This window comes from Salmonella sp. 32070601201500089SM, assembly GCF_017573605.1.
Taxonomy (GTDB): domain Bacteria; phylum Pseudomonadota; class Gammaproteobacteria; order Enterobacterales; family Enterobacteriaceae; genus Salmonella; species Salmonella enterica.
This window is the reverse complement of sequence record NZ_JAGETK010000001.1, coordinates 464,101-489,682: the sequence shown is the minus strand read 5'-3', so window position 1 is coordinate 489,682 and position 25,582 is coordinate 464,101. Positions and strand designations below refer to the sequence as shown.

Sequence of the window (25,582 nt, the reverse complement as noted above, 5' to 3'; positions counted from 1 at the left end):
AAAAACCCTATACTGTATGAATTGACAGTTTAATGGGTTTTATCATGACGGCGGAAGGACATCTTCTTTTTTCTATAGCCAGCGCGGTTTTCGCCAAGAATGCCGAGTTAACGCCCGTCCTTGCGCACGGCGACTGGTGGCATATTATTCCTTCGGCTATTTTGACCTGTCTGCTGCCGGATATCGACCACCCCAAATCTTTTCTTGGTCAGCGCCTGAAATGGGTATCGAAACCGATCGCCCGCGCGTTCGGTCACCGGGGGTTTACCCATAGTCTGCTGGCGGTCTTTGCCCTACTGGCGACCTTTTATCTCAAGGTACCGGATACGTGGATTATCCCGGCGGATGCGCTGCAAGGCATGGTACTTGGCTATTTAAGCCATATCGTCGCGGATATGCTCACCCCCGCAGGCGTTCCCTTACTGTGGCCGTGCCGCTGGCGTTTCCGCCTGCCTATTCTGGCGCCGCGCAAAGGCAATCAACTGGAGCGATTTTTATGCATGGCGTTGTTTGCCTGGGCGGTGTGGATGCCACAGTCCATGCCGGAAAACAACGTCATACGCTGGTCTTCGCAGATGATTACTATCCTGCAAATGCAGTTCAATCGTTTTATAAATCACCAGATTGATTAGTAAATCAACGCCAAAATCATTTTTGGTATAAACCATTCCATTTGAATATAAGAGCCAGCTCACAGTTCTGCTAATCTTGCGCGAACAGAATCGCTAAAACACAGCGCTTCATAATAAAAAAATCAGGAGAACGGGGATGAATTTTCCATTAATTGCGAACATTGCGGTGTTCGTCATTCTGCTGTTTGTACTGGCGCAGGCCCGTCATAAACAGTGGAGTCTGGCTAAAAAAGTGCTTGTCGGCCTTGTGATGGGCGTGGTCTTTGGTCTGGCCCTGCACACCATTTATGGCGCTGACAGTCAGGTGTTAAAAGACTCCATTCAGTGGTTCAATATTGTCGGCAACGGCTATGTGCAATTGCTACAAATGATTGTGATGCCGCTGGTATTCGCCTCTATTTTAAGCGCCGTGGCACGACTGCATAACGCCTCTCAATTGGGGAAAATCAGTTTTCTGACTATCGGCACGCTGCTGTTTACTACCCTTATCGCAGCGCTGGTGGGCGTGCTGGTCACCAATCTGTTCGGACTGACGGCGGAAGGTCTGGTTCAGGGCGGCGCGGAAACCGCGCGTCTGAATGCCATTGAGACGAGCTATGTCGGCAAAGTGGCCGATCTCAGCGTGCCGCAACTGGTGCTGTCTTTTGTACCGAAAAATCCGTTTGCGGATCTGACTGGCGCAAATCCTACGTCTATTATCAGCGTGGTGATTTTCGCCGCATTCCTGGGCGTGGCCGCGCTTAAACTGCTGAAAGATGATGCGCCAAAAGGCGAGCGTGTGCTTGTTGCTATCGATACCCTGCAAAGCTGGGTGATGAAGCTGGTGCGTCTGGTAATGCAACTTACGCCTTACGGCGTACTGGCGCTGATGACGAAAGTGGTTGCCGGCTCTAATCTGCAGGACATCATTAAGCTTGGAAGCTTCGTGGTAGCGTCATATCTTGGTCTGGCGATAATGTTTGTGGTTCACGGCATACTATTGGGCGTGAACGGGATTAGCCCGCTGAAATATTTCCGCAAGGTGTGGCCGGTGCTGACATTTGCCTTTACCAGCCGCTCCAGCGCCGCTTCCATTCCACTCAATGTCGAAGCGCAAACCCGCCGCCTGGGCGTGCCGGAGTCCATCGCCAGCTTTGCTGCCTCTTTTGGCGCGACCATCGGCCAAAACGGTTGTGCCGGTCTTTATCCTGCGATGTTGGCGGTAATGGTTGCGCCGACGGTCGGCATCAACCCCTTAGACCCCGTATGGATAGCCACGCTGGTGGGTATCGTTACTGTAAGTTCGGCGGGTGTTGCCGGCGTTGGCGGCGGCGCGACCTTCGCCGCGCTGATTGTGCTGCCTGCCATGGGCTTACCGGTCACGCTGGTCGCGCTGTTAATCTCCGTCGAACCGTTGATTGATATGGGCCGTACCGCGCTGAACGTGAGTGGCTCAATGACCGCTGGTACGCTGACCAGCCAGTGGCTGAAGCAGACCGATAAAACCATTCTCGATAGCGAAGAAGACGCTGAACTGGCGCATCGATAATACATTATCGGGCGTTCACATCGTCTGAGACACGACGATCAGCAACTCAAAATGTCTGTCACTAAAAACGCCGGTCTCCAGTACCGGCGTTTTGTTTTTTCTTAGTCAGCGATTTCGTTTTCCTGGCGAACCTGATTCGCCCAACGTTGCGCCGATTCTGGCACGCTAAAGGCGGGCGACCGTTGAAATGACTCCCCCGTCAGAACAAAGGCAACATATTTACCGCGCAGTATCCAGACGTCGCGAAACGTATCCATTTTTATCGCATGTTCCGGCGGCGCGGGTTCAACACGCGGAATATAGCTAATAATCTGGCGATTTTGCTGGCGAAGAGGTTTCATCATTAATGCTTCACTAAAAGAGGCTAAGAGCCTATCCCATTAGGGCTATTTTACTTGCCATTTTGGTCCTGGGCAGTGCTCAAAATCCTCACGTACTACGTGTACGCTCCGGTTTTTGCGCGCTGTCCGTGTCCAAACTGGCTGCGCCAATAACGCCTACTGGGATAGGCTCTAAGGCTAAAAATCAGAAAAACACTATTTTAGCCGATCTTCGCCCCCGACGTCCTGTTCCGCGCGTGCGATTTCCCTATTGAGCCTTGTCTGCCGTTCCGCTATCCCCCGGCATAATTGCTGAAATGTTCTATAGTTAGAGTGATTTTGACTACTACCACGCCCATTTCAGTGATGAAAGCAGGAGACGAGTTCAATGTCGCATAATGAGAAATCCCCCCATCAGTCCCCCGTGCATGATACCCGTGAATCACAGCCCGGCCTGGACTCCCTGGCGCCGTCAGACGGTTCACATCGCCCCACGCCAGAACCGACACCGCCGGGTGCGCAACCAACGGCCCCCGGCAGCTTAAAAGCGCCCGAGACCGCGAATGATAAGCTCACTGCCCTCGACGCCTTTCGTAAAGGCAGCGAAAATTATGCGCTGACCACCAATCAGGGCGTGCGCATCGCCGACGATCAAAATTCTCTTCGCGCCGGCAGCCGTGGCCCTACGCTGTTGGAAGATTTTATCCTGCGCGAGAAAATTACCCACTTTGACCATGAGCGCATCCCGGAGAGGATCGTTCACGCCCGCGGATCTGCAGCGCACGGCTATTTCCAGCCATATAAAGACCTGAGCGACATCACGAAAGCCGCGTTTCTGTGCGATCCACAGAAAATTACCCCGGTCTTTGTTCGCTTTTCGACAGTACAGGGCGGCGCGGGGTCTGCTGATACCGTACGTGATATCCGCGGTTTTGCGACCAAATTTTATACCGAAGAGGGAATTTTCGATCTCGTCGGTAATAACACGCCGATCTTTTTTATCCAGGATGCGCATAAGTTTCCGGATTTTGTGCACGCCGTTAAGCCCGAACCACATTGGGCCATTCCGCAAGGACAGAGCGCGCACGACACCTTCTGGGACTATGTTTCCTTACAGCCTGAGACGCTGCACAACGTCATGTGGGCAATGTCGGATCGCGGTATTCCACGCAGTTATCGGACGATGGAAGGGTTCGGCATTCACACCTTCCGTCTGATCAATGCACAAGGGAAAGCGACCTTTGTCCGTTTCCACTGGAAACCGTTGGCGGGTAAAGCCTCGCTGGTGTGGGATGAGTCACAAAAACTGACCGGTCGCGATCCGGATTTTCACCGCCGGGATCTGTGGGAGGCCATCGAAGCGGGCGATTTCCCGGAATACGAGCTGGGCCTACAACTCATTGCCGAAGAGGATGAATTTAAATTCGATTTTGATCTGCTCGATCCGACCAAACTGATTCCGGAAGAGTTGGTGCCAGTACAACGCGTCGGCAAAATGGTGTTAAACCGTAATCCGGATAACTTTTTCGCTGAAAACGAACAGGCGGCATTTCATCCAGGACATATTGTTCCCGGCATTGATTTTACCAACGATCCGCTGTTACAGGGGCGTCTGTTCTCTTATACCGACACGCAAATCAGTCGTCTGGGCGGGCCAAACTTCCACGAAATTCCGATTAACCGCCCTACCTGCCCCTACCATAACTTCCAGCGTGACGGTATGCACCGGATGGATATCGACACCAATCCGGCGAACTATGAACCGAACTCCATTAATGACAACTGGCCGCGCGAAACGCCGCCAGCGCCAAAACGCGGCGGCTTCGAATCATACCAGGAACGCGTGGATGGCAATAAAATCCGCGAACGCAGCCCTTCTTTTGGTGAATATTACTCGCATCCTCGCCTGTTCTGGCTCAGTCAGACGCCGATAGAGCAGCAGCATATTATTGACGCGTTCAGCTTTGAGCTGGGTAAAGTAGCCCGCGCGTATATTCGGGAGCGGGTGGTCGATCAGTTAGCGCATATTGATGTCACGCTGGCTCAGGGCGTCGCGCATAATCTCGGTTTTGCACTCACCCATGAGCAAACGCAAATTGCCCCGCCTCCTGATGTCAACGGTCTGAAAAAAGATCCGGCGCTCAGCCTGTATGCGGTGCCGGACGGCGATGTTAAAGGCCGAGTGGTCGCTATTCTGCTGAACGACAAGGTTAACGCCGCCGAACTGTTGACCATTTTGCAGGCTTTAAAAGCCAAAGGCGTCCACGCAAAACTGCTCTATTCACGGATGGGTGAAGTAACGGCTGATGACGGTTCAACATTAACTATTGCGGCAACCTTTGCCGGCGCGCCGTCGCTAACGGTCGATGCGGTAATAGTACCGTGCGGCAATATTGCCGATATCGAGAGTTGCGGCGATGCCCGTTACTACCTTCTGGAAGCCTACAAACATCTGAAGCCCATCGCACTGGCAGGCGACGCCCGACGGTTTAAGGCGCTTTTAAACATTGATAGCCAGGGGGAAGAAGGACTTGTTGAGGCAGATAACGTTGACCACCACTTTATGGACACTCTGCTGACGCTGATGGCGGCACACCGTGTCTGGTCGCGTGCGGGGAAAATTAACGCGATTCCTGCATAAACGGCAAAAAATGCGGCGCATTCCTGCGCCGCAAACTCAGGAGCTAAATATCAAGAAAACTGCCAGGACGATATCCACGTTCCGCAATCGCTGCCTTGAGTGACGCAGACGTCAATACCTCCAGTTCAGTTAAGCGGGGGTAACAATAGGCGCTCTGGCGAATAATGTTGTCCACAAACGCCGGATGACACATCACCTCCAGAGAGGCCTCTCCTCGATGCGCCGAGGCATCCAGAATGCGTAAAAAGCACGCTTCGGTGATCTCCTCGCCGTAAAATTCACTACTAAATCCTTGAGTGCTGCGCAAATCCGACGGCAGATCGTCGGCGTTCAACACCGTCTGGCGGTCAATACGTAACGCAATCCCGCGCTGCGCCGCAAAGCGGGCGACGATGGGGAAAATTTGCGGGAACATATGCACATGATGGTGACTGTCGAGATGCGTTGGCTCGCGGCCAAATACGTCGATGAAACGCTGATACTGACACGCCAGTTCATGCGCAATTTCATCCAGCGGAAGCGTATCCTCCTCCGCCATTTGCCAGATCCATTTCCCCAACAGGCCGTCTCGCGTCAGGCCCGGCATCTCTGACACCGGTTTGCCTAACGTCAAAACAAAATGCATTCCCACCCCAAGCGCAGGCAGCTCGCGGCTAAGCTGCGCCGCATGGTCAATAGCCTCGCCATTGACCAGCGCCGTCGTGGAGGTCACAACGCCGTTGCGATATGCTTCAACAATGCCGTAATTTTGCCCTTTACTCAGGCCAAAATCATCGGCATTCACAATCAACACGCGTTCCATAGCCTACCTCTGTCAGTGGTGCTTACCTTTAAGCGCTTCGATGCAAGCGGCAAAATTAGGCAGCCATTTTTCATGCGCCAGAATGAGCTCACGCGCCAGGACTTCTGCGTCGCGGTCGGAATGCACCAGCGGACTCAGGTTAAGCGCCAGCAGCACATCATTAAAGTTTCCGCTCAGCGCCGCATTGCTGGCCGCGACCTCAAATCCTTTAATCGTGTGGATAAGCCCCAGCACTTTTTCGTCAAAACGGGTGATACGCGGATGCGGCGTCGCGCCATTGCGTCCCAGAATGCAGGTCATTTCCACCGCCCAGTCCGCCGGGATATTCTCGACATGCCCATGATGTGGAATATTAACGTAATGCTCAGTCTGCTTGTCATTATAAATAGCGTTAATGACTTCACAAGCGGCATCGGAATAATAAGCGCCGCCGCGTTGCTCAAGCTCTTTCGGCTTCACGTTTAGCTCAGGATTTTTGTACAAGTCGAAGAGTTGTTTCTCCACTTTTTGTACGACCTGAGCGCGCGCGCCGCCTTTGTAATATTCGCCCATTTCAATCGCCAGCATCTCTTTTTGCTTGAAGTAATACAACAAATAAGAGCACGGCAGCATGTTCAGCGAGCGAATCAATCCTTCACTAAACGGCAGATCAAAGATATTTTTTACGGTTGACGCTTTCAACTGACCGGACGCCACGCCATCCAGTAATTCTGCGAACCGTGAGGTGCCATTCACCAGCACGTCTTTAATAAAGACCATATGGTTTAGACCAAACAGGTCAATGGAGAGATCGTCATTCTCATTCAGCGCCAGCACGTCATGAATAAACATTTTCATGCCGACAGGAATATTACATACGCCAATGAACTTTTTAAAGTTGGTATGACGATAAACCGCTTCCGTCACCATCCCTGCCGGATTAGTAAAGTTAATGACCCACGCATTCGGACATAATTCTTCAACATCCTTAATGATGTCAAAAATAACCGGAATGGTACGCAACCCTTTAAATAAACCGCCAGCGCCGTTGGTTTCTTGCCCCAGATAGCCGTGACTAAGTGGGATACGCTCGTCCAGTTCACGGGCTTTGAGTTGACCAACGCGTAGCTGGGTAGTAACAAAATTAGCGTCTTTCAGCGCTTCCCGGCGATCCAGCGTTTTATACAATTTTAGCGGAACGCCTGCTTTATCAATCATTCGCTGGCAGAGATCATAAATAATGCCCAGCTTCTCTTTCCCGTCTTCAACGTCAACCAGCCATAATTCAGTGACAGGTAATTCATGGTAGCGTTTAATAAAGCCTTCAAGTAATTCAGGGGTGTAGCTGCTCCCGCCACCAATAGTGACGACTTTTAATTTCTGGCTCATAATATCTCCCTTCAGTGTATGGCACTGATATGTATTACGCTATGCCCGCTCGTAAGAAATAGCGTGACGTTCCCCGCGCTATTGGGGCAAGCGTGAAATGTAATTAATCGAGCAATGCAAACCGTTACTCATTAATTTCCGTCAATCGCTTCCGATAACTATTCGGCGTGAATGAGGTCATCTTCTTAAACGTTTTAATAAACAGACTTGGACTGCTATACCCGGCTTCATAAGCAATATCCGTAACCGAATAGTTGGTCATTTCCAACTGTTTCTTGGCAAAATTAATGCGAATCTCATTAATGATTTGCATCGGCGTTTTGCTGTAATAACGTCGGGTGGCGCGCGTCAGATACTCCTGGGATTTTGCCGACAGGCGCACCATATTTTCCAGCGCATGTTCGCCAAACTGCGTTTTATCATGCATTATCTCCACGGTTGCTTTCAGCCATTGTGGAATATCATCATAAACCTGCTCTTCGCGGTAATGACGTAAGCGGTTTATAATATAAAATGTCACCACTTCGATAAATTCGTCGAGCCCATTGCCGCGAAAATTCAACGACGCAATCACTGTTTCAATATAGGTAAGGAAGGTGCTATTCGCCCTGTATACCTGCGATGCCACAAAACAAAACGGCAGTAACGGAAGATAATGCTGTTCAAAAAAACGTTTACTAATTCCTACGTTCAGAATACGCGTTGCGCCAAACTCATAGAAACTTTGGTGATTCGACCCCACCGGGATAAAAACAAAATCTCCACGTTCCAGCAGCACACGCTTCCCGTTAATCTCCTGGTAATAACGTCCGGTTAATACCAGGGTAAATTCATAGTAGTCGTGCTGATGCAGCCCGGTGACGCTTTCCGTCTTGTTATAGATAAACACATGGAAATTTTTGCCATTAAAGAGCTGCTGCTCATAAACCGTTTTGATTTCCGTTGCGTTAACCTGTAGCTGCATCATCCGCCCCCTGTTATTTCAGTTTCTCATGGAGCTCAATCAACTCGGCGATCAGTTCACGAGCCAGCATTGATGTCATCAAATGATCCTGAGCGTGAACCAGGACCAGACTGACTTTCATTTTGCCTTCGCCCTGATCGCCTTCGATGAGTTTTGTCTGCACAAGATGCGCTTCATTGAGCGCTATGCGCGACTGGTCCATCATCGCTTTCGCCGCCTCAAAATCGCCTTCTTTCGCTTTTCTGAGCGCGCCATATGCCAGGCTGCGCGCCTGACCAGAATTGATGATAAGCCCCATAACGACTTCTTCGAGTTCCTCAGCCGCTGTCTGGTTATCTACAACATTTTCAAGATCAAACATAGTCTTTCCTCTGATTCAGCCCGGCATGGCATCCCATGCCGGCGCGGAGTTTAGAATTTCAGTGCGTTAGCGATATCTTCTTCGCTTTCTTCCTGCTCGATGGCGTTCTGCGCTTTGTTAGCCACCACCACGAAGGGGAGATAAATCAGGGTAGCGACCGCCAGGTTAAATAGCGCAACCAGCAACGCGGCGACACTGCCGTTGGTGTTAAAGAACGCCCCCAACCCGGTTGGCATGGTCCACGGCGCAATATTGGTAATCGGCGGAATAATACCCAAATAGTAAGCCACCAGCGTAATCGCCGCCAGAATCGGCTGAACCAGAATGAAGGGGATAAACATCACCGGGTTCATAATAATCGGCAGGCCAAACAGGATGGGTTCGTTAATCTGGAAGATACCTGACGGCAGCGCCAGTTTTGCCACCTGGCGATAGTCCGCGCGACGGGATGCCAGGAAGATAGCGATGATCAGACCCAGCGTTGCGCCGCTACCACCGAGGAAGATATAAGAATCCAGCATCGGTTTCGCCCAGATATGGAACGTTTTACCGGCTTCCAGTGCCGCATCGACGGAGCCATACTGCTGGTAAATAGAGATGTTTTCCAGCGCCCAGGGCGTCATGATGCCGCTATCCAGCGCGGTCAGCGCCAGCGAACCATGAATACCAAAGAACCACAGCAGCGGTACAAAAATGACATATGCCCACCCTACCACGCTACCCAGCGATGCCAGCGGCGTAGAGATAGTGTCCATAATAATCTGATGGAAGTTAGAACCGTAATTAGACAGCGCCCAGGCAATAATCCCCATAATAGAGAGAATAATAAAGCCGGGAATTAATGCTGAGAATGAACGAGACACCGAAGCCGGTACGCTGTCCGGTAGCTTAATCACCCAGTTGCGCCGGACAATAAATGTAAACATCTCCGCGACCACCAGGCCAATAATAATACCGGAGATAATATTCGCGCCGCCCAGCCAGTTAGCGCCTACGGCATAGGCCTCGCCGACACTATACGGCGTTACGGTCATAAATGCCGCCACGGAAAGCAATCCGGCGGCCAGCGCATCAACCTTGCGCTCTTCCGCCAGCGCCATGCCGATAAAAAATGGCGCCATGAGCGACATAATGCCCAATGTGCCGTTATAGACGTTCCCGCCGATGCCTTTCAATCCATTAAGTGTTTCAATGGTTGAGGCATCAAGCCGAATGCCCATGGAATAAAAAAACGACCCCTCCCCAAAGCTCAGGAAAACGTTATTAATTAATACAAACATCGCCCCCGCAAGGGTTAATGGCATTAAACGAATAAAGCCGTTCTTGATTGCATTAACGTGTGGCTGCTTTCCTATTTTTACAGCAAAAGGAAGGAGTACCTTTTCAAGTGAAGCAATAACGTTACTCATAGAAAAATACCCTTAAATACCGCAATAAAATATTGCGGTTAGTGTATGAAATAACTCTTTGACGGGAAAAATTAAAAAATAATTAATTCGCGGCGGCTTTTTTAATTGCCGCTACCGCAGCTTTAAGCACGCCTAAGCCATCTACCTTGCCGTACAACATTGAATCAATGACTTCTACCGGTTTACCGGGTAATAAACGCTGAATTTCGGGGAGCATATAAGCAATTTGCGGGCCTAATAACACGACGTCCGCTGCCGGGCCTTTTTCACCGGCCAGGGTTTCAGGGAATGCTTCAATAATCACCGGCACTTCATATTTTTCAGCCTGAGCGCGCATTTTTGATACCAGTAACGATGTTGACATGCCCGCAGAACAAAACAGATAAATGTGTTTCTTTTCCATAAAAACCTTCCTCATGTGCGATTATCTGTCAACCAGATACGCCACAAGCCTCAACCTGCATCCATACTCTGGGCGACTTGCGTAACCGGATTTACTTTTTTAGGTGGCTGAAATGAGTATACGGGATCGGACCGCCGGATGGTATTTCCTTGACCCACTAAATTGTCTCTCATTGACCTAGCGTTATGACCCCCCTCACATTTCGGGCAAATAATTCGCGATAATAAATAAGGTTATGGCAGGCACAAAAAAACCGGCTCGCAGGCCGGTTTCCTTGAATGTTCAGGCAATGTACAGTTGTTACTGCTTCGGCGCCTGTGGGTCAGTGTCGTACTCCGCACAGGTCTGGTAGCCGGAGTTAATCACGTGCCCGGTATCATCCAGCGCAACAAAGTAGGTTTCCGCTTTACCATCACGTTGACCCAGGATGTAGGTCTGACAGGTACCGCGCGCATGAATCATACTCACTTCAGATGACGGTTTGCCCGCAATCTGCGCAACTTGCGCCCTGCTCATTCCTTTTTTAACATCTTTAACGACAGGCTCAACAAATTGGTCTTTTGTACGATCATACGCCGTACAGCCTGCCAGCATAGTCATTACCGCCGCTGCGCTTAAAATTCCTGCTACGTTCTTGTTCATTTTCCGTCCTCTTGTTTATCAGCGTGTTATGTAAGCCTGGAATACATCAGAATATTTTTCAAGCCGCGACCCGCCACAAAAAGTCTTTCGGAAAATTCTCTAACGCAGCGACATGTTGTTTTAAACACCGCTTAGCCCGCCAAACCTTGTTGTTTCAGCGGCGAAGGGTTAGCTTTAACAGGGTAAAGATTCATTTTTTTAATGTCGAAGGGGGTTAAATGACTCTGCAGCAAGAGATAATCCAGGCGCTTGGCGCGAAACCGCATATCAACCCTGAAGAAGAAATTCGCCGCAGCGTGGATTTTCTTAAAGCGTACCTGAAAACCTATCCCTTTTTGAAATCGCTGGTGTTAGGCATCAGCGGCGGGCAGGATTCGACGCTGGCCGGGAAACTCAGCCAGATGGCTATCGCCGAATTGCGAGAAGAGACCGGTGATAATGCGCTGCAGTTTATCGCCGTTCGTCTGCCTTATGGCGTACAGGCCGATGAACAGGATTGCCAGGACGCTATTGCTTTTATTCAGCCGGACAGAGTACTCACCGTCAATATTAAAGGCGCCGTCCTCGCCAGCGAACAGGCGCTGCGCGAAGCGGGAATTGAGCTGAGCGATTTTGTTCGCGGCAATGAAAAAGCGCGTGAGCGAATGAAAGCGCAATATAGCATCGCCGGTATGACTCACGGCGTCGTGGTAGGCACCGACCATGCGGCGGAAGCGATAACCGGGTTCTTCACCAAATATGGCGACGGCGGTACCGATATTAACCCGCTTCATCGCCTTAACAAACGCCAGGGCAAACAGCTTCTCGCAGCGCTGGGCTGTCCTGAGCATCTGTATAAAAAAGTCCCCACTGCCGATTTGGAAGACGACCGCCCTTCACTGCCTGATGAAGCCGCGCTGGGCGTAACGTATGACAATATTGACGATTACCTGGAAGGCAAAACGCTTGACCCCGCCATCGCTAAAACTATCGAAGGCTGGTATGTAAAAACTGAACATAAGCGCCGTTTACCGATTACGGTATTCGACGACTTTTGGAAAAAGTAAGCGTACTTCTACTGTTGTGCCGGATATCGCTCGTCTATCCGGCCTCCTCTCTTCCCAGCCTCTTTTTTAATCACCCATCCGCTGTTATACTGGATGAATAACCAGTTAACGGAGATCACTGTGGTACGGCGTCAATCAGCCCCCCGCCTTGAGTTTGAAGCGGCGGCCATTTACGAATATCCAGAACATTTACGTCCTTTCCTCAGCGAATTGCCAGCCTTACCGGGCGTCTATGTATTTCATAGCGAAAGCGATACGCTGCCGCTTTATATCGGTAAAAGCGTGAATATTCGCAGCCGGGTGCTTTCACATCTGCGAACGCCTGACGAGGCCACTATGCTGCGACAGGCGCGGCGGATAAGCTGGATCTGCACCGCTGGGGAAATGGGCGCGTTGCTGCTGGAGGCACGGCTGATCAAAGAACAACAGCCGCTGTTTAACAAGCGGTTACGTCGTAATCGCCAGCTTTGCTCGCTACAGTTGAGCGAACAAAAGATTGAGGTCGTTTCCGCCCGCAGCGTCGATTTTTCCCATGAGCCAAACCTGTTTGGCCTCTTCGCCAACCGTCGGGCGGCGCTGCAAAGCTTACAGAACCTCGCCGATGAACAAAAATTGTGTTATGGCCTGCTGGGGCTTGAACCGGTAAGCCGTGGGCGCGCCTGTTTTCGTTTCGCTCTGAAGCGCTGCGCTGGCGCGTGCTGTGGGCAAGAAACCCCGCAGGCGCATTTTCTTCGTCTGCAGGCCTCGCTGGAACGGTTACGTGTGGTTTGCTGGCCCTGGAAAGGCGCTATCGCGTTAAAAGAAAGCCGCCCACAAATGACCCAGTTCCACATTATCAACAACTGGTTATGGCTGGGGGCGGTCCCCTCGCTGGATGAGGCCGCCACGCTGGTGCGCACCCCTGCGGGCTTTGATCAGGACGGCTATAAAATTCTCTGTAAACCGTTAATGTCAGGTCAATATGAGATCATTGAACTGCACACCGACTGTCGTCGGTCATAAAGAAAACCGCCGATCCTGTCCACCTCAACGATTGTGTTGTCGACAAGACCGGCGGTCTTAAATTATGCGGAAAGTTATTCTGCCGCAGCAGGCATTTTACCTTCTTGCGCCGGGCGTTCTGTCAGACGCTTCTCAAAATTAGCGTTATATTGCTTTTTCTGCTCCGGCGTCAGAACGTTATAAATTTTATTCTGGGTTTCCATATGCGCCAGCATATTGGCCTTGCGCTGCGCTTCCATTTTCGTAATTTGCGCTTCGGCTTTGGCTTTATCGAAGGTATCGCTGGCAATAATATCATGCATGGCGCGACGCTCTTCCAGCGGCGGACGTTTCATTTGCTCGCGCTGCGCTCTCATAATGTCGCGAATTTGTTGCTTCTGCGCGTCCGTCAGGTTCAGGTTTTTAAACATCATATCGTGATGTGGGCCAAATTTACCTTTATGCTGCATCATTGGCTTCGCATCCGCTGGCGCGGCGGTGGTAGTCTCAGCGGCATGAGCCAGATTCGCAGCACCCATCGCCAGGGTAGAGGCAACAAATAGAGCAGTCAGTTTACGCATATTTCCATCCTTCCTTTCAGTTATTTTTACGGCATATTTAAAACAGCGCCGTGTTGTCGTGATTAACTTTAACCGTCTTAGCGTCAATTAGTCAGAACAACGGTAAAACAATGAAAGTATAAAAAACACTTTTTCGCCAATTGTGAAGAAAAAAAGAATAAATTGCGCAGAGTTGAAAGAGAAATATACAACAGCATGATATAGCAGAAATTATGCAGAACTATAACGCAGCAACGCTTATTAATAAAGCAATTCTCCAGGAATAATCCGTAATAGCATGAAACTGTATCCCAAATCATCCCTGTAACCCTAACGTGAGCTTACAGGGACGTTTATCAGGGCAGTCTTTCCAGCATTAATCCAGCCCGCAATCCGCAGGCGACAGCGGGGTTAGGAAAGAGAACATATTCAACGTCATGCGTCACCGTCACACGCTTATCCCCCTCCTCGGCCAGCAACGTTCCCTTTGCAAAGGCAGTAAAATTCAGCGTTTGCGCATCCATATAAAGCGCGAACTTGTCGCTGTGACGCGTGATTTGCGACACCACCCGATAGCGTAGCGGCGGCGAAGACGAGGTTGACGTTTCGACACCGCTCAGCAGCGCCGACAACGCCTGCGAGGTTACGCTGAACTGCGTCAGATCGTTTTGCCCAAACGGCAACGCCTTTCCCAACTCCAGGGTGCAGGAAAGCGCGCCGAAATGTTCAGAGCTAAAGTGCGTAAACGTACCGCCTGGCGCCTGATGAAATACCAACGCCTCCAGTCCTGCCGCGCCCAGCCACGCCAGAAAACCTGTCTCCCACGGGCGGTCGCGCTGCGGCAATACGCCAAAACGCAAATGATGCGAGCCACGAATGGCGGTATGCAGATCCAGATGCCAGCGTACCCGCGCATGGCCAGATGAAAAGAAGGTCTCCAGACTGAGCTCCAGCTCACGCGCCCGCCGCGTTTCATCGCTTTCGGCAAAGGACTGCCAACGCCCGCCAAACATACGGTTCATATCGCTGTGACAATAGCGTATTCCCGCCGCCAGCGCCTGCGGATTGCCGAGTACCACCAGCACTCGCCACGTTAACGTCAAGCTGCCTGAATACAGCGCCGACAGCAGCTTATCCAGCATCTCGACCGGCGCGGTTTCATTGCCGTGTATCCCCGCAGAAAGAATTAACGCGCGGTCGACCGGCGCATCGGGCGTGAGTTCAAGCAGACCATGACCTAACCAGCGCCAGCGAAAACCCGCGCTCTTCCCCTGCGTCACCCGTGGTGTCGTGCCGCTTAGCGTCAACGCCAGAAAGTTATCCATCAGCCGCCCCCGTTTGCTGGAAAGGATAAACCGACCCCAAATCCAGCAGACGCGTTAACACATCCAGCGCCTCCCGGCCTTCTCGCAATAATAACGGATCGGCCAGATCGGCAGCGGTCAGGCGATCGCGATAATAACGATCCGCCCACGCGTTAAGGGCCGTAAACAGAGCGTCATTCATCATTACCGCTGGATTCACCGCCCTTCGTTCTTCTTCTGTTAACACCACGCGTAATCGCAGACAGGCCGGGCCGCCGCCGTTGGCCATACTTTCTCGCAAATCAAACACCTGCATCGCGCTGATGGGGTTATCCTCCGCCACCAGCTTATTCAGATAGCGCCAGACGCCGACATGGTCCTGACATTCCCGCGGCAACACTAACAGCATTGAGCCGTCGTTACGGCTTAGCAACTGACTATTAAACAGGTAGGTCGCCACAGCATCTGATACAGAAACCTCGCCGGCGGGCACCTCTATCGCCATAAAACCGTCAACGCGCGTACGCAACTGATTAATGAGCACTTTCTGCCGGGCAAACGCCGCTTCGTGACAAAACAATACCTGTCGATTCGAAACGGCGATCACATCATTATGGAATACGCCTTGATCGATGACCTCCGGGTTTTGCTGAGCGAAGATAACCTGTTGCGGATTCACCTGATTAAGACGCGCCACGGCCTCGCTAGCTTCGCGGCTCTGGCGCGCCGGATAACGAGCGGGTCGTATTTCATTCTCCTCTTCGCGCCCATAGATAAAAAGCTGCACGCCTGCCGAACCATACTCGCCGCCAAGACGGTTATGATTCGCCGCGCCTTCATCTCCCAATAATGCGACCTGCGGTAACGCGCTATGCACTGAAAACTGACTTTCATCGCGAAATATGGCGCGTAGCAGCGCTTCGGTAACAGGCGCCTCAAGAGCGCGATGAAATTTATTGTTTAAATTCGCCACCGTCAGGTGAACTTTCCCGTCCAGCGCGTCTGCCGATGGGCAAACCGTCGCCGCATTCGCAACCCACATTGGCGACGCGGAACTCACGCTGGAAAGCCAGCGTGGCGCCTGACGCGCAACCTTATCCAGAATCTGCTCATCGCTACCCGTGAAGCCGAGCTGACGCAACGCCGGAATAAAAGGCCGCTCATGCGGCGGGATCACCGCCTGGGGAAAGCCGGCATCCGCCAGAGCTTTCATCTTTAGCAACCCCTGCTTTACCGCCAGACGAGGATTCGACACCTGAAAACGGTGGCGGGTCGATGCCTCATTGCCGAAGGATAGCCCGGCATAATGGTGCGTAAGCCCCACCAGCCCGTCAAAATTAACTTCATGCGCCGTCATACCGCCTCCCTGCGAGAAAAGTCGAGGCCGGGGCTTAATGTCGCAGGCAACGTCAGTTCGGGAGATTCCAGACTGGCCATCGGCCAGGCGCAATAATCGGCGGCATACCAGGCGCTGGGCCGATGGTTGCCAGACGCGCCGACACCACCAAACGGCGCAGTACTCGCTGCCCCGGTGAGCGGTTTATTCCAGTTAACGATCCCTGCCCGCGCCTCCAGCAAGAGCTGTTCGAACTGCGCGCGATCCGTCGACACCAGCCCACACGACAGACCAAAACGGGTATTATTCGCCAGACGAATCGCCTCATCGAAATGCGCATAACGCCAGACGTTCAGCAGCGGACCAAACACCTCTTCATCCGGCACATCCGCGACGCCCGTCAGCTCAATGATGCCAGGCGTCAGCAGAGAGGTTCCCTCTTTGACCTTCCGCGGCGCCAGTAACGTGCGCCCGCCTAATGCCTCTCGTTGACGCCAGGCCTCCATCACATGCTGTGCCGCCTGCGCTGAAATCAGTCCGCCGATAAACGGCTGCGGATCGTCGTCCCATCTGCCGGGCTGCAGACGTCCGGCAACGTCAACCAGCCGCGCCAGAAATGCATCTCCCTGCGCACCCTGTTTTACCAGAAGGCGTCGCGCGCAGGTACAGCGCTGTCCGGCGGTAATAAACGCCGATTGCAGCGTCAGATGTACCGCCGCATCTATATTTGCCACATCCTCAATAATGAGCGGGTTGTTTCCGCCCATTTCAAGAGCCAGGATTTTTTCCGGCTGGCCGGATAGCTGGCGATGAAGCTGATATCCGGTACTGGCGCTGCCGGTAAACAGCAGTCCGTCGAGATCGTCGAGCGAACTTAGCGCTTGTCCGGTCTCCCGGCCGCCCTGCACCAGATTAAGAACGCCTGCCGGTAGCCCCGCCCGTTCCCAGAGTTTTATTACCGTTTCCCCGGTCCATGGCGTTAGCTCGCTAGGTTTGAAGATCAGCGCATTGCCTGCCAGCAACGCGGGCACAATATGGCCATTCGGTAAATGGCCGGGAAAGTTATAAGGGCCGAATACCGCCAGCACACCGTGAGGACGATGGCGCAACGTCGCGGCGCCATCGACAAGTTCGCTTTTTTGTGCGCCTGTTCTGGCGTGGTAAGCCTTAATCGAGATGGCAATCTTATTGATCATCGCCGTCACTTCCGTCGCCGCCTCCCAGCGCGGTTTACCGGTTTCACGTGCGATGACCTCCGTGAGCTCGGCTTTATGCGCCTCCAGCAGGGCGGCAAATTTCTCTACGATAGCCTGTCGTGCGGCAAAAGGCTGTCTGGCCCAACGAGGAAACGCCGCGCGCGCCGCCTGACAGGCCTCGGCGACCTGTGCCGCATTAGCGTCATTCCCCTGCCAAAGTATCTCCGCGCTCACCGGGTTCGTTTTGCGGCGGCGTTCGCCCTGACCGGTTATCCAGTCGCCGTTTATCCATAGCGTCATACGGTTTTCTCCTCAGCGCAAAGGCGTACCAGCCGAACGTGGTCGCCCGCGCGACATTTCAGCGCATCCAACTGCGCGGCGGTAAGTACAAGCCGTGAAGTCTGCGGATCGGCACGCACCAGCGCGGCCCGAAAGTGGTGATAGTTTTCATTGGCGACCAGACATGCCGGATAGTCGCCAGGCGCGGGTTGCCCTTCCGCGACTTCCACCAGTCGGCTTTTACGAATGGCCCGCACGCGGTCAATATCACACTCCAGCGTCGGCCCACCGTCGAAGATGTCGATATAGTGGCGATAGCGAAAACCTTCCTTTTCCAGCACCGCGCGGGCTGGCGCCGTTTGCGGGTGGACTTCGCCAATCACGGCCTGTGCCTCTTCAGATAAGAAGTGGGTATAAATAGGATGTTTGGGCATCAGCTCGGCGATAAACGCTTTTTGCCCGGTACCGCATAAAAAATCCGCCCGGCTGAAATCCATAGAAAAAAAGCGTTTGCCGAGACTTTGCCAGAAGGGAGAATAACCGTGCTCGTCAATGACGCCGCGCATTTCCGCCACCACTTTCTCATTGAATTTATCGCGAAACGCGGCCATAAACATAAAGCGCGATTTTGACAACAGGTAGCCGTTACCCTCTTTACGCCATTCGGGATCGAGAAACAGCGTGCAAAGCTCACTGCTGCCAGTGTGATCATTACTCAGGAATAATGTTGGCAACGCGTTATATACATTCAGCTCTTTGGAGGCATGAACCAGCGTACCGACACGATAGTTATACCAGGGGTCGTTAAGGCCGACCGCGACCTCAATGGCGCAGATCCCGCCGACCTCACCCGTTTCACTGTCTTCGAGAACGAATACATACCCTTGTTCGCCTTTTGGCAGCTCGCCGGACCAGGTTTTTAGCGCGCGTTCAATGCGGGCCGCCAGCGTCGCTTCATTTGCCGGTAGCGAGGTTAAGCCGCCGCCCGTTTTGCCTGCAAGCTGCATCAGCGCGGCGATATCCGCATGTTCGACAGGACGAATCACCCGCATGATGCGCCTCCCGTCTGAAGGCGTTCGCACGCCATGGCAAAACGATCAAGCCCGGTGGCTATCTCCTCGTCGCTCACATTTAACGCTGGCGCAAAACGCACCACGTCGCCACCGGCAATGAGCACCATCACGCCTGCTTTTGCCGCTTCCTGGGCGATGAGTTTGGCTTTTCCGGCAAACTCCGTCTGTAGCACACAGCCAAGCAGTAGCCCCAGCCCGCGAATTTCACTGAACATGCCAAAACGCACATTAAGGGTATTTAGACGCTCAATAAACGCATCGTGGCGCTGTCTGACGCCGTTTTGCATCTCCGGCGTATTGATGATATCCAGTACTTTTCCGGCAACTGCCGTCGCCAGCGGATTACCGCCGTAGGTGGTGCCATGCGTGCCTGGCGTCATGACGCTGGCATAGTCTTGCGTGGTCAGCATCGCGCCGATCGGGAAGCCGCCACCCAACGCTTTAGCGGTCGTCAGGATATCGGGCGTAACGCCATAATGCATATATGCATACAGTTCGCCGGTACGTCCGACGCCCGTCTGCACCTCATCAAAAATCAGTAACGCCTGATGCCGGTCGCACAATTCACGCAGCCCCTGCAAAAAAGCTTTCGTGGCGGGGATCACGCCGCCCTCGCCCTGCACCGGTTCTACGATCACGGCGCAGGTATTGTCATCAATGAGCGCGCTGGCGGAGTTCAGATCGTTATAGGCTGCATGACGAATATCCGGCGGCAGCGGCGCAAAGTCCTGTGAATAGGTGGGTTGACCGCCAGCGCTGACGGTAAAGAGCGTGCGGCCATGGAACGCGTTTTTAAAGGCCACAATGCCGCTTTTATGGTTGCCGACACGATCGTGGGCATATTTGCGCGCCAGTTTTAATGCAGCTTCATTTGCTTCAGCGCCTGAATTACAAAAGAAAACGCGTTCGGCGAAGGTCGCGTCGATCAGTTTTTTCGCCAGTCGCAGCGCCGGTTCATTGGTGTAACCGTTCCCGGTATGCCAGAAGCGATTCGCCTGTTCATTTAACGCCTCGCGCAGCGCCGGATGCGCATGTCCCAATGCGTTGACCGCGATCCCGCCAGCAAAATCAATGTACTCTTTCCCCTGCTGATCCCACAGGCGTGAGCCTTCTCCGCGTACAGGAATAAAAGGCGCGGGAACATATACCGGCACCATCCATTCATCAAAGTTTTCGCGCGTAACTGACAGAGACATAGCGACCTCTTTTGGTAAAAATAAAGTTATTTATATGTTAATTAATATAAGTGTTTGCGCTGTAAATGTAGATTGCAGCATTCGTGCCAGCCAGCGTTAACATTGCATAAACAGAAGTGATAAACGGTAAATCAATGGGTTACAGCGTAGCGATATTCACTTTTACTGCATGAAAAGTGAATATTTCCGCATAATCGGTGGCTAAAAAGAGGAAAAAGCGAAATATTATTCAGTTGCCAAATATAATTCTGGAATTGTGATCTTATACGAAATTTACTGGAAATTACCGCCCCGTTCTGGCGCATCTGCACGCAAACCGTGCCATTTTCGCGCTATAGAAAACACCATACGCTTCCATTGGCCGAATCTGACGATGAGTGGCAGTCACCCGGTAAAATTTCTGTTACCATCCCAACACGATTCACCTTGCAAAGTGGCAGTGACTATGAAATTTGTCTCTTTTAATATCAACGGCCTGCGCGCCCGTCCCCATCAGCTTGAAGCGATTGTCGAAAAACACCAGCCCGATGTGATCGGTCTACAGGAGACAAAAGTCCACGACGAAATGTTCCCGCTCGAAGAGGTCGCGAAGCTGGGCTATAACGTTTTCTATCATGGACAAAAGGGCCATTACGGCGTCGCGCTGCTAACAAAAGCCACGCCCATTTCCGTCAGACGCGGTTTCCCGGATGATGGCGAAGAGGCGCAACGCCGCATTATCATGGCGGAAATCCCCTCGCCGCTGGGTAATATCACCGTCATTAACGGCTATTTCCCGCAGGGGGAAAGCCGGGATCATCCGTTGAAGTTCCCCGCGAAAGCGCAGTTTTATCAGAACTTGCAAAACTATCTTGAAACGGAACTCAAGTGCGATAATCCGGTATTAATTATGGGCGACATGAATATCAGCCCGACCGATCTGGATATTGGCATCGGCGAAGAAAACCGCAAACGCTGGCTGCGTACCGGTAAATGCTCCTTCCTGCCGGAGGAGCGTGAATGGATGTCACGGTTACTGAAGTGGGGATTAGTGGACACGTTCCGTCAGGCGAATCCGCAAACGATGGATAAATTTTCGTGGTTTGATTACCGCTCAAAAGGTTTCGTGGATAATCGCGGACTGCGCATTGACCTCTTGCTGGCAAGCGCTCCGCTGGCGGAACGTTGCGCAGAAACCGGTATAGACTACGACATTCGCAGTATGGAAAAACCCTCCGACCATGCGCCGGTCTGGGCGACGTTTCGTGTTTGATTCCGCTTTCTGATTAACCGTAAGGCCGGGATAGCGCGACGCTTCCCGGCAGGAATAACGACCTTAACGACAATGATAAAAAAACTCGATGTTGTTGCCGCCATCATTGAACGCGACGGCAAAATACTGCTGGCCCAGCGCCCAGTTCATGCGGATCAAGCCGGTTTATGGGAGTTTGCCGGCGGTAAAGTCGAACCCGGCGAAACCCAACCGCAGGCGCTTATCCGCGAGCTACGCGAAGAGTTAGGGATTGACGCCACGCCCGGCGTCTATATCGCCAGCCATCAACGCGACGTGTCTGGCCGACGAATACATTTGCACGCCTGGCATGTGCCTGCGTTTAACGGTCTGATACGTGCGCTGGAACATCAGGCATTAGCCTGGTGTACGCCGGAAGAGGCGCTGGAGTACCCCCTCGCCCCGGCGGATATTCCGCTATTGCAGGCGTTTATGGCTTTACGCGACGCCAGACTAACGGATTCGTGCTGATGATTTTTTCGTCACGCTGGCACTGGAGCAAGACGCCTTCCACTTTTATTACCGCGCCTTCGGAGTAATTCTGATCCTGGTAAACGCAGCACTGAATGCAGGGCTGGGACGACTGACCGCGCGTGCTGAAAACTTCCGGCGGGACATTCACCTGAATATCAGGACGACTGTTCTGGTTTGCCAGCCCGACCATTGGCATTATCGCCATCACGGCGACCACGAGGCTTCGGCACATAGGATTTCCTTATTTTTCTAAGTATATTCTCAGTATAACGGTAAGCCGCCGTGAAAACTTTAATCTTCTTTTGTCATCGCTTTTAGTTATGACCCTCGCCCCGTTATGAATTTACTTAGCAGCGTCATTTTTTTCTTGCTTACCGTCACATTGCTGATGGTATAGTCGAAAACTGCAAATACATATTCTGATAAAACGCAAATACAACCACATTAATATATAAGAGGTTTTTATATCTATGGATCAGACATGTTCTCTGGAATCGTTCCTCAACCATGTTCAAAAGCGCGACCCGCATCAAACCGAGTTCGCGCAAGCCGTCCGTGAAGTCATGACCACCCTGTGGCCGTTTCTTGAACAAAACCCCCGTTACCGCCACATGTCTTTACTGGAACGTTTGGTTGAACCAGAGCGCGTAATTCAGTTTCGCGTAGTGTGGCTGGACGACAAAAACCAGGTGCAGGTAAATCGCGCCTGGCGCGTGCAGTTCAACTCTGCTATCGGCCCCTATAAAGGCGGTATGCGCTTCCATCCTTCGGTAAACCTTTCCATCCTTAAGTTCCTCGGCTTTGAGCAAACCTTTAAAAATGCCCTCACCACGTTGCCGATGGGCGGCGGTAAAGGCGGCAGCGATTTCGATCCGAAAGGGAAAAGCGAAGGCGAAGTGATGCGTTTCTGCCAGGCGCTGATGACTGAACTGTATCGCCATTTAGGGCCGGATACCGACGTGCCTGCCGGGGATATCGGCGTGGGCGGGCGCGAAGTGGGCTTTATGGCGGGAATGATGCGCAAGCTTTCCAATAACAGCGCCTGCGTCTTCACCGGCAAAGGGCTTTCCTTCGGCGGCAGCCTGATTCGTCCGGAGGCGACGGGCTATGGCCTGGTCTACTTCACCGAAGCGATGCTTAAACGTCATGGTCTCGGTTTCGAAGGGATGCGCGTCGCCGTGTCCGGCTCCGGCAACGTAGCGCAATACGCCATTGAGAAAGCGATGGCCTTTGGCGCGCGCGTGGTTACCGCTTCGGATTCGAGCGGGACGGTGGTCGATGAAAGTGGCTTCACGCCAGAGAAGCTGGCGCGTCTGTGTGAAATTAAAGCCAGCCGTGACGGTCGCGTCGCTGACTACGCCCGTGAGTTTGGCTTAACCTATCTGGAAGGCCAGCAGCCCTGGAGCGTACCGGTGGATATCGCCCTGCCATGCGCGACGCAGAACGAACTGGACGTTGACGCCGCGCGCGTACTGATTGCCAATGGCGTAAAAGCCGTGGCGGAAGGGGCAAATATGCCAACCACGATTGAAGCGACCGATCTCTTCCTTGAAGCGGGCGTACTGTTTGCGCCGGGTAAAGCCGCCAACGCGGGCGGCGTGGCGACATCAGGGCTGGAAATGGCGCAGAACGCCGCGCGGTTGAGCTGGAAAGCCGAGAAAGTGGACGCCCGTCTGCATCACATTATGCTGGATATCCACCACGCCTGTGTCGAGTACGGCGGCGACAATAAGCATACCAACTACGTTCAGGGCGCCAACATCGCCGGTTTCGTGAAAGTCGCCGACGCCATGCTGGCGCAGGGCGTCATTTAATCCCGTCGTCAGGCCAGATAGCTTTACGCTTATTCGGTCTGACGGCCTGTCTCCTCAGCAGGCGGGCTTTTTTTGCCCGCTCGCTTACGCGGCGCGCTCTTTTTCTTGTCTCCGCCGCCTGGCGCGACTATCCCTCTGAAGCGCTTCACCGGCGTGCGCTTAGCCTGATCGATCAGCTGATATAACGTGCCGACCAGCGGTTGCATAAAATCCTGGTAACGGCACTGCTTTTCGCTGATTTGCGTCAAAACAGATTCCCAGTGCGCGGTCATATCTGGACGGGCCGCCATTTCCGGCAGCGAATGTATTAACGCTTTGCCAGCATCGGTAGAATGAATGTAGCGCCCTTTTTTGGTCAGAAAGCTACGTTTGAACAGCAGCTCGATAATCCCGGCGCGCGTGGCTTCCGTCCCCAGCCCATCGGTCGCGCGCAGGATCTTTTTCAGATCTTTATCCTGCACGAAGCGGGCAATTCCGGTCATCGCGGAAAGCAATGTCGCATCAGTGAAATGACGCGGCGGCTGGGTTTGGCGTTCGACCACTTCCCCCTTTTCACACAGCAACTCATCACCTTTGGCGACAACCGGCAGCGGCGTACCGTCGTTTTCCTCGTCGCGCTCTTTACTGCCCAGTAACGTCCGCCAACCGGCCTCCGCCAGAAAACGCGCTTTGGCGACAAATTTTCCTTTGGCGATTTCCAGTTCAATAACGCATTTACGAAACACCGCGTCCGGGCAGAACTGCATCAGATACTGACGCGCAATCAGGGTGTACACTTTCGCTTCGTTTTCCGTCAAATGGACAGAAGAACTGCGCGCCGTCGGAATAATCGCGTGGTGCGCATCCACTTTTTTGTCATCCCAGCAGCGATTGCGCGTATCAGGATTAACCACAGGCTGCGGCAGTAAATCCGGGGCGTGGACGCTAATCGCGTTCATGACCGCCTGCCGTCCGGCAAAGTGTTCTTCCGGCAGATAACGGCAGTCGGAACGCGGATAGGTAATCAGTTTGTGGGTTTCATATAGCTTCTGACAAATATCAAGCACGTTTTGCGCGCTCAGGCCAAAGCGTTTGGCGGCTTCAATCTGTAGCGTCGAGAGCGAAAACGGCAGCGGCGCGGATTCTGATTCCCGTTTATCATTATAACTGGTTACCAGCGCGGGCTGACCGTTGATTCGGTTCACTACATGCTCCGCCAGCGGACGATGAAGCAAGCGCCCCTCTTCATCCTGATAAGGTTCGCACGCCTCGCTCGGCTGCCAGATAGCGGTAAAACGCTCGTCGGCAGGCGTAACGATGTGCGCCTTCACTTCAAAGAAGTCTTTGGCGACGAAGTTCTCAATCTCTTCGTCTCGCCGCACCACCAGCCCCAGTACCGGCGTCTGCACGCGTCCCACGGATAACACGCCCTGATAGCCGGCATTCCGGCCCAGGATCGTGTAAGCGCGGGTCATATTAATGCCATACAGCCAGTCCGCTCGCGCTCGCGCCAGCGCGGAGACGCACAGCGGCACGAAGTCGCTGTTCGCTCGCAGCCTATCAATAGCACGCTCGACCGCCTGCGGGTTAAGGTCGTTTATCAGACAACGCCGCACCTGCTGGCGCTTTTCGGCAGGAAGCTGGAGATAATCCAGCACTTCATCAACCAGAAGCTGCCCTTCGCGATCTGGGTCGCCGGCGTGAATAATTTCACCGGCTTGATGCAAAAAGCGCTTAATCACATTGAGCTGTTTGGTGACGGAAGGACGAGGCTGAAGCTGCCATTTTTCCGGCACGATAGGCAGGTCAGCCAGATTCCAGCGCGCATAACGGCTGTCATACGCATCCGGCTGCGCCTGTTCCAGCAAATGACCAATACACCAGGTGACGACCTGCCCGTTTCCGCACTCAATAAAACCATCGCCTTTACGGTGCGGTTTTGGCAGCACATCCGCAATGGCGCGCCCCAGACTCGGTTTTTCGGCAATAAACAACCGCATCAGG

General features: G+C 52.9%; 24 protein-coding genes. 8 read left to right on the top strand and 16 right to left on the bottom strand.

Annotation, left to right across the window (positions count from 1 at the left end; genetic code table 11):
* The first annotated feature begins 32 nt into the window (after window positions 1–32).
* The gene (locus J4728_RS02400; protein WP_000505804.1) at window positions 33–632 is read left to right on the top strand and encodes a metal-dependent hydrolase; all 600 of its coding nucleotides are present in this window, start codon (window positions 33–35) and stop codon (window positions 630–632) included.
* 136 nt (window positions 633–768) lie between these two features.
* Window positions 769–2,160, top strand: coding sequence for a cystine/sulfocysteine:cation symporter (gene tcyP, locus J4728_RS02395; RefSeq protein ID WP_001010662.1), 1,392 nt, complete (start codon window positions 769–771; stop codon window positions 2,158–2,160).
* Window positions 2,161–2,261: 101 nt separating this feature from the next.
* On the opposite strand, the gene cedA is transcribed toward tcyP, so the two are convergent.
* Window positions 2,262–2,504, bottom strand: coding sequence for a cell division activator CedA (gene cedA / locus J4728_RS02390; RefSeq protein ID WP_000977510.1), 243 nt, complete (start codon window positions 2,502–2,504; stop codon window positions 2,262–2,264).
* Window positions 2,505–2,868: 364 nt separating this feature from the next.
* Here cedA and katE point away from each other — a divergent pair, with 364 nt between their 5' ends.
* Complete coding sequence (gene katE / locus J4728_RS02385) at window positions 2,869–5,121, top strand: catalase HPII (RefSeq protein ID WP_000019105.1); 2,253 nt, start codon at window positions 2,869–2,871, stop codon at window positions 5,119–5,121.
* 43 nt (window positions 5,122–5,164) lie between these two features.
* Here katE and chbG read toward each other — a convergent pair whose 3' ends face one another.
* The 7 genes from chbG to osmE form a co-directional block, all read right to left on the bottom strand.
* Window positions 5,165–5,923 (bottom strand): chitin disaccharide deacetylase, encoded by a 759-nt coding sequence (gene chbG, locus J4728_RS02380; RefSeq protein ID WP_000442730.1) that lies wholly within the window; start codon window positions 5,921–5,923, stop codon window positions 5,165–5,167.
* A gap of 12 nt (window positions 5,924–5,935) precedes the next feature.
* Window positions 5,936–7,291, bottom strand: a complete 1,356-nt coding sequence (locus tag J4728_RS02375; RefSeq protein WP_000078778.1) for a 6-phospho-beta-glucosidase — start codon at window positions 7,289–7,291, stop codon at window positions 5,936–5,938.
* A gap of 124 nt (window positions 7,292–7,415) precedes the next feature.
* Window positions 7,416–8,258 carry a transcriptional regulator ChbR gene (gene chbR, locus J4728_RS02370; protein WP_000983393.1) on the bottom strand — a complete coding sequence of 281 codons (843 nt, stop codon included), beginning with the start codon at window positions 8,256–8,258 and terminating at the stop codon, window positions 7,416–7,418.
* A 10-nt stretch (window positions 8,259–8,268) separates the two neighbouring features.
* On the bottom strand, window positions 8,269–8,616 hold the full coding sequence (chbA, locus tag J4728_RS02365; protein ID WP_000459883.1) for a PTS N,N'-diacetylchitobiose transporter subunit IIA: 348 nt from the start codon (window positions 8,614–8,616) through the stop codon (window positions 8,269–8,271).
* Between the two features lie 50 nt (window positions 8,617–8,666).
* Window positions 8,667–10,025, bottom strand: a complete 1,359-nt coding sequence (gene chbC, locus J4728_RS02360) for a PTS N,N'-diacetylchitobiose transporter subunit IIC (protein ID WP_000073063.1) — start codon at window positions 10,023–10,025, stop codon at window positions 8,667–8,669.
* A gap of 82 nt (window positions 10,026–10,107) precedes the next feature.
* Window positions 10,108–10,428, bottom strand: coding sequence for a PTS N,N'-diacetylchitobiose transporter subunit IIB (gene chbB, locus J4728_RS02355; RefSeq protein WP_000412161.1), 321 nt, complete (start codon window positions 10,426–10,428; stop codon window positions 10,108–10,110).
* Between the two features lie 300 nt (window positions 10,429–10,728).
* Window positions 10,729–11,070, bottom strand: coding sequence for an osmotically-inducible lipoprotein OsmE (gene osmE, locus J4728_RS02350; protein ID WP_001039301.1), 342 nt, complete (start codon window positions 11,068–11,070; stop codon window positions 10,729–10,731).
* Between the two features lie 218 nt (window positions 11,071–11,288).
* On the opposite strand from osmE, the gene nadE reads away from it, so the two are divergent.
* Both nadE and cho read left to right on the top strand, forming a co-directional pair.
* The gene (gene nadE, locus J4728_RS02345) at window positions 11,289–12,116 is read left to right on the top strand and encodes an ammonia-dependent NAD(+) synthetase (protein WP_000174980.1); all 828 of its coding nucleotides are present in this window, start codon (window positions 11,289–11,291) and stop codon (window positions 12,114–12,116) included.
* A 120-nt stretch (window positions 12,117–12,236) separates the two neighbouring features.
* On the top strand, window positions 12,237–13,118 hold the full coding sequence (cho, locus tag J4728_RS02340; protein WP_058113699.1) for an excinuclease Cho: 882 nt from the start codon (window positions 12,237–12,239) through the stop codon (window positions 13,116–13,118).
* Between the two features lie 74 nt (window positions 13,119–13,192).
* On the opposite strand, the gene spy is transcribed toward cho, so the two are convergent.
* The 6 genes from spy to J4728_RS02310 all read right to left on the bottom strand — a co-directional run bounded on the left by spy (window position 13,193) and on the right by J4728_RS02310 (window position 20,041).
* Window positions 13,193–13,678 carry an ATP-independent periplasmic protein-refolding chaperone Spy gene (gene spy / locus J4728_RS02335; RefSeq protein WP_001229002.1) on the bottom strand — a complete coding sequence of 162 codons (486 nt, stop codon included), beginning with the start codon at window positions 13,676–13,678 and terminating at the stop codon, window positions 13,193–13,195.
* Window positions 13,679–14,013: 335 nt separating this feature from the next.
* Window positions 14,014–14,982 carry a succinylglutamate desuccinylase gene (astE, locus tag J4728_RS02330; RefSeq protein WP_208211055.1) on the bottom strand — a complete coding sequence of 323 codons (969 nt, stop codon included), beginning with the start codon at window positions 14,980–14,982 and terminating at the stop codon, window positions 14,014–14,016.
* Window positions 14,975–16,318, bottom strand: coding sequence for an N-succinylarginine dihydrolase (astB, locus tag J4728_RS02325; RefSeq protein ID WP_050068359.1), 1,344 nt, complete (start codon window positions 16,316–16,318; stop codon window positions 14,975–14,977). The genes astE and astB overlap by 8 nt, the downstream gene beginning before the upstream one ends.
* Window positions 16,315–17,793, bottom strand: coding sequence for a succinylglutamate-semialdehyde dehydrogenase (gene astD, locus J4728_RS02320; protein WP_208211052.1), 1,479 nt, complete (start codon window positions 17,791–17,793; stop codon window positions 16,315–16,317). Before astD ends, astB begins: the two co-directional genes overlap by 4 nt.
* A complete protein-coding gene (astA, locus tag J4728_RS02315; RefSeq protein ID WP_001263889.1) occupies window positions 17,790–18,824 on the bottom strand; it encodes an arginine N-succinyltransferase in 1,035 nt (344 codons plus the stop codon). Before astA ends, astD begins: the two co-directional genes overlap by 4 nt.
* Window positions 18,815–20,041 carry an aspartate aminotransferase family protein gene (locus tag J4728_RS02310; RefSeq protein WP_023226924.1) on the bottom strand — a complete coding sequence of 409 codons (1,227 nt, stop codon included), beginning with the start codon at window positions 20,039–20,041 and terminating at the stop codon, window positions 18,815–18,817. Before J4728_RS02310 ends, astA begins: the two co-directional genes overlap by 10 nt.
* A gap of 445 nt (window positions 20,042–20,486) precedes the next feature.
* Between J4728_RS02310 and xthA the strand changes: the two genes are divergently transcribed.
* Window positions 20,487–21,293 carry an exodeoxyribonuclease III gene (gene xthA / locus J4728_RS02305; protein WP_000673954.1) on the top strand — a complete coding sequence of 269 codons (807 nt, stop codon included), beginning with the start codon at window positions 20,487–20,489 and terminating at the stop codon, window positions 21,291–21,293.
* A gap of 72 nt (window positions 21,294–21,365) precedes the next feature.
* Window positions 21,366–21,782 (top strand): pyrimidine (deoxy)nucleoside triphosphate diphosphatase, encoded by a 417-nt coding sequence (locus tag J4728_RS02300; protein WP_000592146.1) that lies wholly within the window; start codon window positions 21,366–21,368, stop codon window positions 21,780–21,782.
* Here the strand turns inward: J4728_RS02300 and J4728_RS02295 are convergent.
* Window positions 21,742–22,017 carry a YnjH family protein gene (locus J4728_RS02295; RefSeq protein ID WP_000336846.1) on the bottom strand — a complete coding sequence of 92 codons (276 nt, stop codon included), beginning with the start codon at window positions 22,015–22,017 and terminating at the stop codon, window positions 21,742–21,744. The two genes, J4728_RS02300 and J4728_RS02295, sit on opposite strands and share 41 nt — an antisense overlap.
* 238 nt (window positions 22,018–22,255) lie before the next feature.
* Between J4728_RS02295 and gdhA the strand changes: the two genes are divergently transcribed.
* Window positions 22,256–23,599, top strand: a complete 1,344-nt coding sequence (gene gdhA, locus J4728_RS02290) for an NADP-specific glutamate dehydrogenase (RefSeq protein WP_000372865.1) — start codon at window positions 22,256–22,258, stop codon at window positions 23,597–23,599.
* 29 nt (window positions 23,600–23,628) lie between these two features.
* Here gdhA and topB read toward each other — a convergent pair whose 3' ends face one another.
* Complete coding sequence (gene topB, locus J4728_RS02285) at window positions 23,629–25,578, bottom strand: DNA topoisomerase III (RefSeq protein ID WP_001235862.1); 1,950 nt, start codon at window positions 25,576–25,578, stop codon at window positions 23,629–23,631.
* Window positions 25,579–25,582 lie beyond the last annotated feature (4 nt).

Excerpts from the sequence above, each read along its gene's own strand:
- gdhA (WP_000372865.1), top strand. The coding sequence starts at position 22,256 with ATGGATCAGACATGTTCTCTGGAATCGTTCCTCAACCATGTTCAAAAG.
- J4728_RS02310 (WP_023226924.1), bottom strand. The coding sequence starts at position 20,041 with ATGTCTCTGTCAGTTACGCGCGAAAACTTTGATGAATGGATGGTGCCG.
- nadE (WP_000174980.1), top strand. The coding sequence starts at position 11,289 with ATGACTCTGCAGCAAGAGATAATCCAGGCGCTTGGCGCGAAACCGCAT.
- J4728_RS02400 (WP_000505804.1), top strand. The coding sequence starts at position 33 with ATGGGTTTTATCATGACGGCGGAAGGACATCTTCTTTTTTCTATAGCC.
- chbR (WP_000983393.1), bottom strand. The coding sequence starts at position 8,258 with ATGATGCAGCTACAGGTTAACGCAACGGAAATCAAAACGGTTTATGAG.
- astE (WP_208211055.1), bottom strand. The coding sequence starts at position 14,982 with ATGGATAACTTTCTGGCGTTGACGCTAAGCGGCACGACACCACGGGTG.
- xthA (WP_000673954.1), top strand. The coding sequence starts at position 20,487 with ATGAAATTTGTCTCTTTTAATATCAACGGCCTGCGCGCCCGTCCCCAT.
- topB (WP_001235862.1), bottom strand. The coding sequence starts at position 25,578 with ATGCGGTTGTTTATTGCCGAAAAACCGAGTCTGGGGCGCGCCATTGCG.
- chbG (WP_000442730.1), bottom strand. The coding sequence starts at position 5,923 with ATGGAACGCGTGTTGATTGTGAATGCCGATGATTTTGGCCTGAGTAAA.
- spy (WP_001229002.1), bottom strand. The coding sequence starts at position 13,678 with ATGCGTAAACTGACTGCTCTATTTGTTGCCTCTACCCTGGCGATGGGT.
- J4728_RS02375 (WP_000078778.1), bottom strand. The coding sequence starts at position 7,291 with ATGAGCCAGAAATTAAAAGTCGTCACTATTGGTGGCGGGAGCAGCTAC.
- chbA (WP_000459883.1), bottom strand. The coding sequence starts at position 8,616 with ATGTTTGATCTTGAAAATGTTGTAGATAACCAGACAGCGGCTGAGGAA.
- katE (WP_000019105.1), top strand. The coding sequence starts at position 2,869 with ATGTCGCATAATGAGAAATCCCCCCATCAGTCCCCCGTGCATGATACC.
- osmE (WP_001039301.1), bottom strand. The coding sequence starts at position 11,070 with ATGAACAAGAACGTAGCAGGAATTTTAAGCGCAGCGGCGGTAATGACT.
- tcyP (WP_001010662.1), top strand. The coding sequence starts at position 769 with ATGAATTTTCCATTAATTGCGAACATTGCGGTGTTCGTCATTCTGCTG.
- astD (WP_208211052.1), bottom strand. The coding sequence starts at position 17,793 with ATGACGCTATGGATAAACGGCGACTGGATAACCGGTCAGGGCGAACGC.
- cedA (WP_000977510.1), bottom strand. The coding sequence starts at position 2,504 with ATGATGAAACCTCTTCGCCAGCAAAATCGCCAGATTATTAGCTATATT.
- J4728_RS02300 (WP_000592146.1), top strand. The coding sequence starts at position 21,366 with ATGATAAAAAAACTCGATGTTGTTGCCGCCATCATTGAACGCGACGGC.
- J4728_RS02295 (WP_000336846.1), bottom strand. The coding sequence starts at position 22,017 with ATGTGCCGAAGCCTCGTGGTCGCCGTGATGGCGATAATGCCAATGGTC.
- chbB (WP_000412161.1), bottom strand. The coding sequence starts at position 10,428 with ATGGAAAAGAAACACATTTATCTGTTTTGTTCTGCGGGCATGTCAACA.
- astB (WP_050068359.1), bottom strand. The coding sequence starts at position 16,318 with ATGACGGCGCATGAAGTTAATTTTGACGGGCTGGTGGGGCTTACGCAC.
- chbC (WP_000073063.1), bottom strand. The coding sequence starts at position 10,025 with ATGAGTAACGTTATTGCTTCACTTGAAAAGGTACTCCTTCCTTTTGCT.
- astA (WP_001263889.1), bottom strand. The coding sequence starts at position 18,824 with ATGCGGGTGATTCGTCCTGTCGAACATGCGGATATCGCCGCGCTGATG.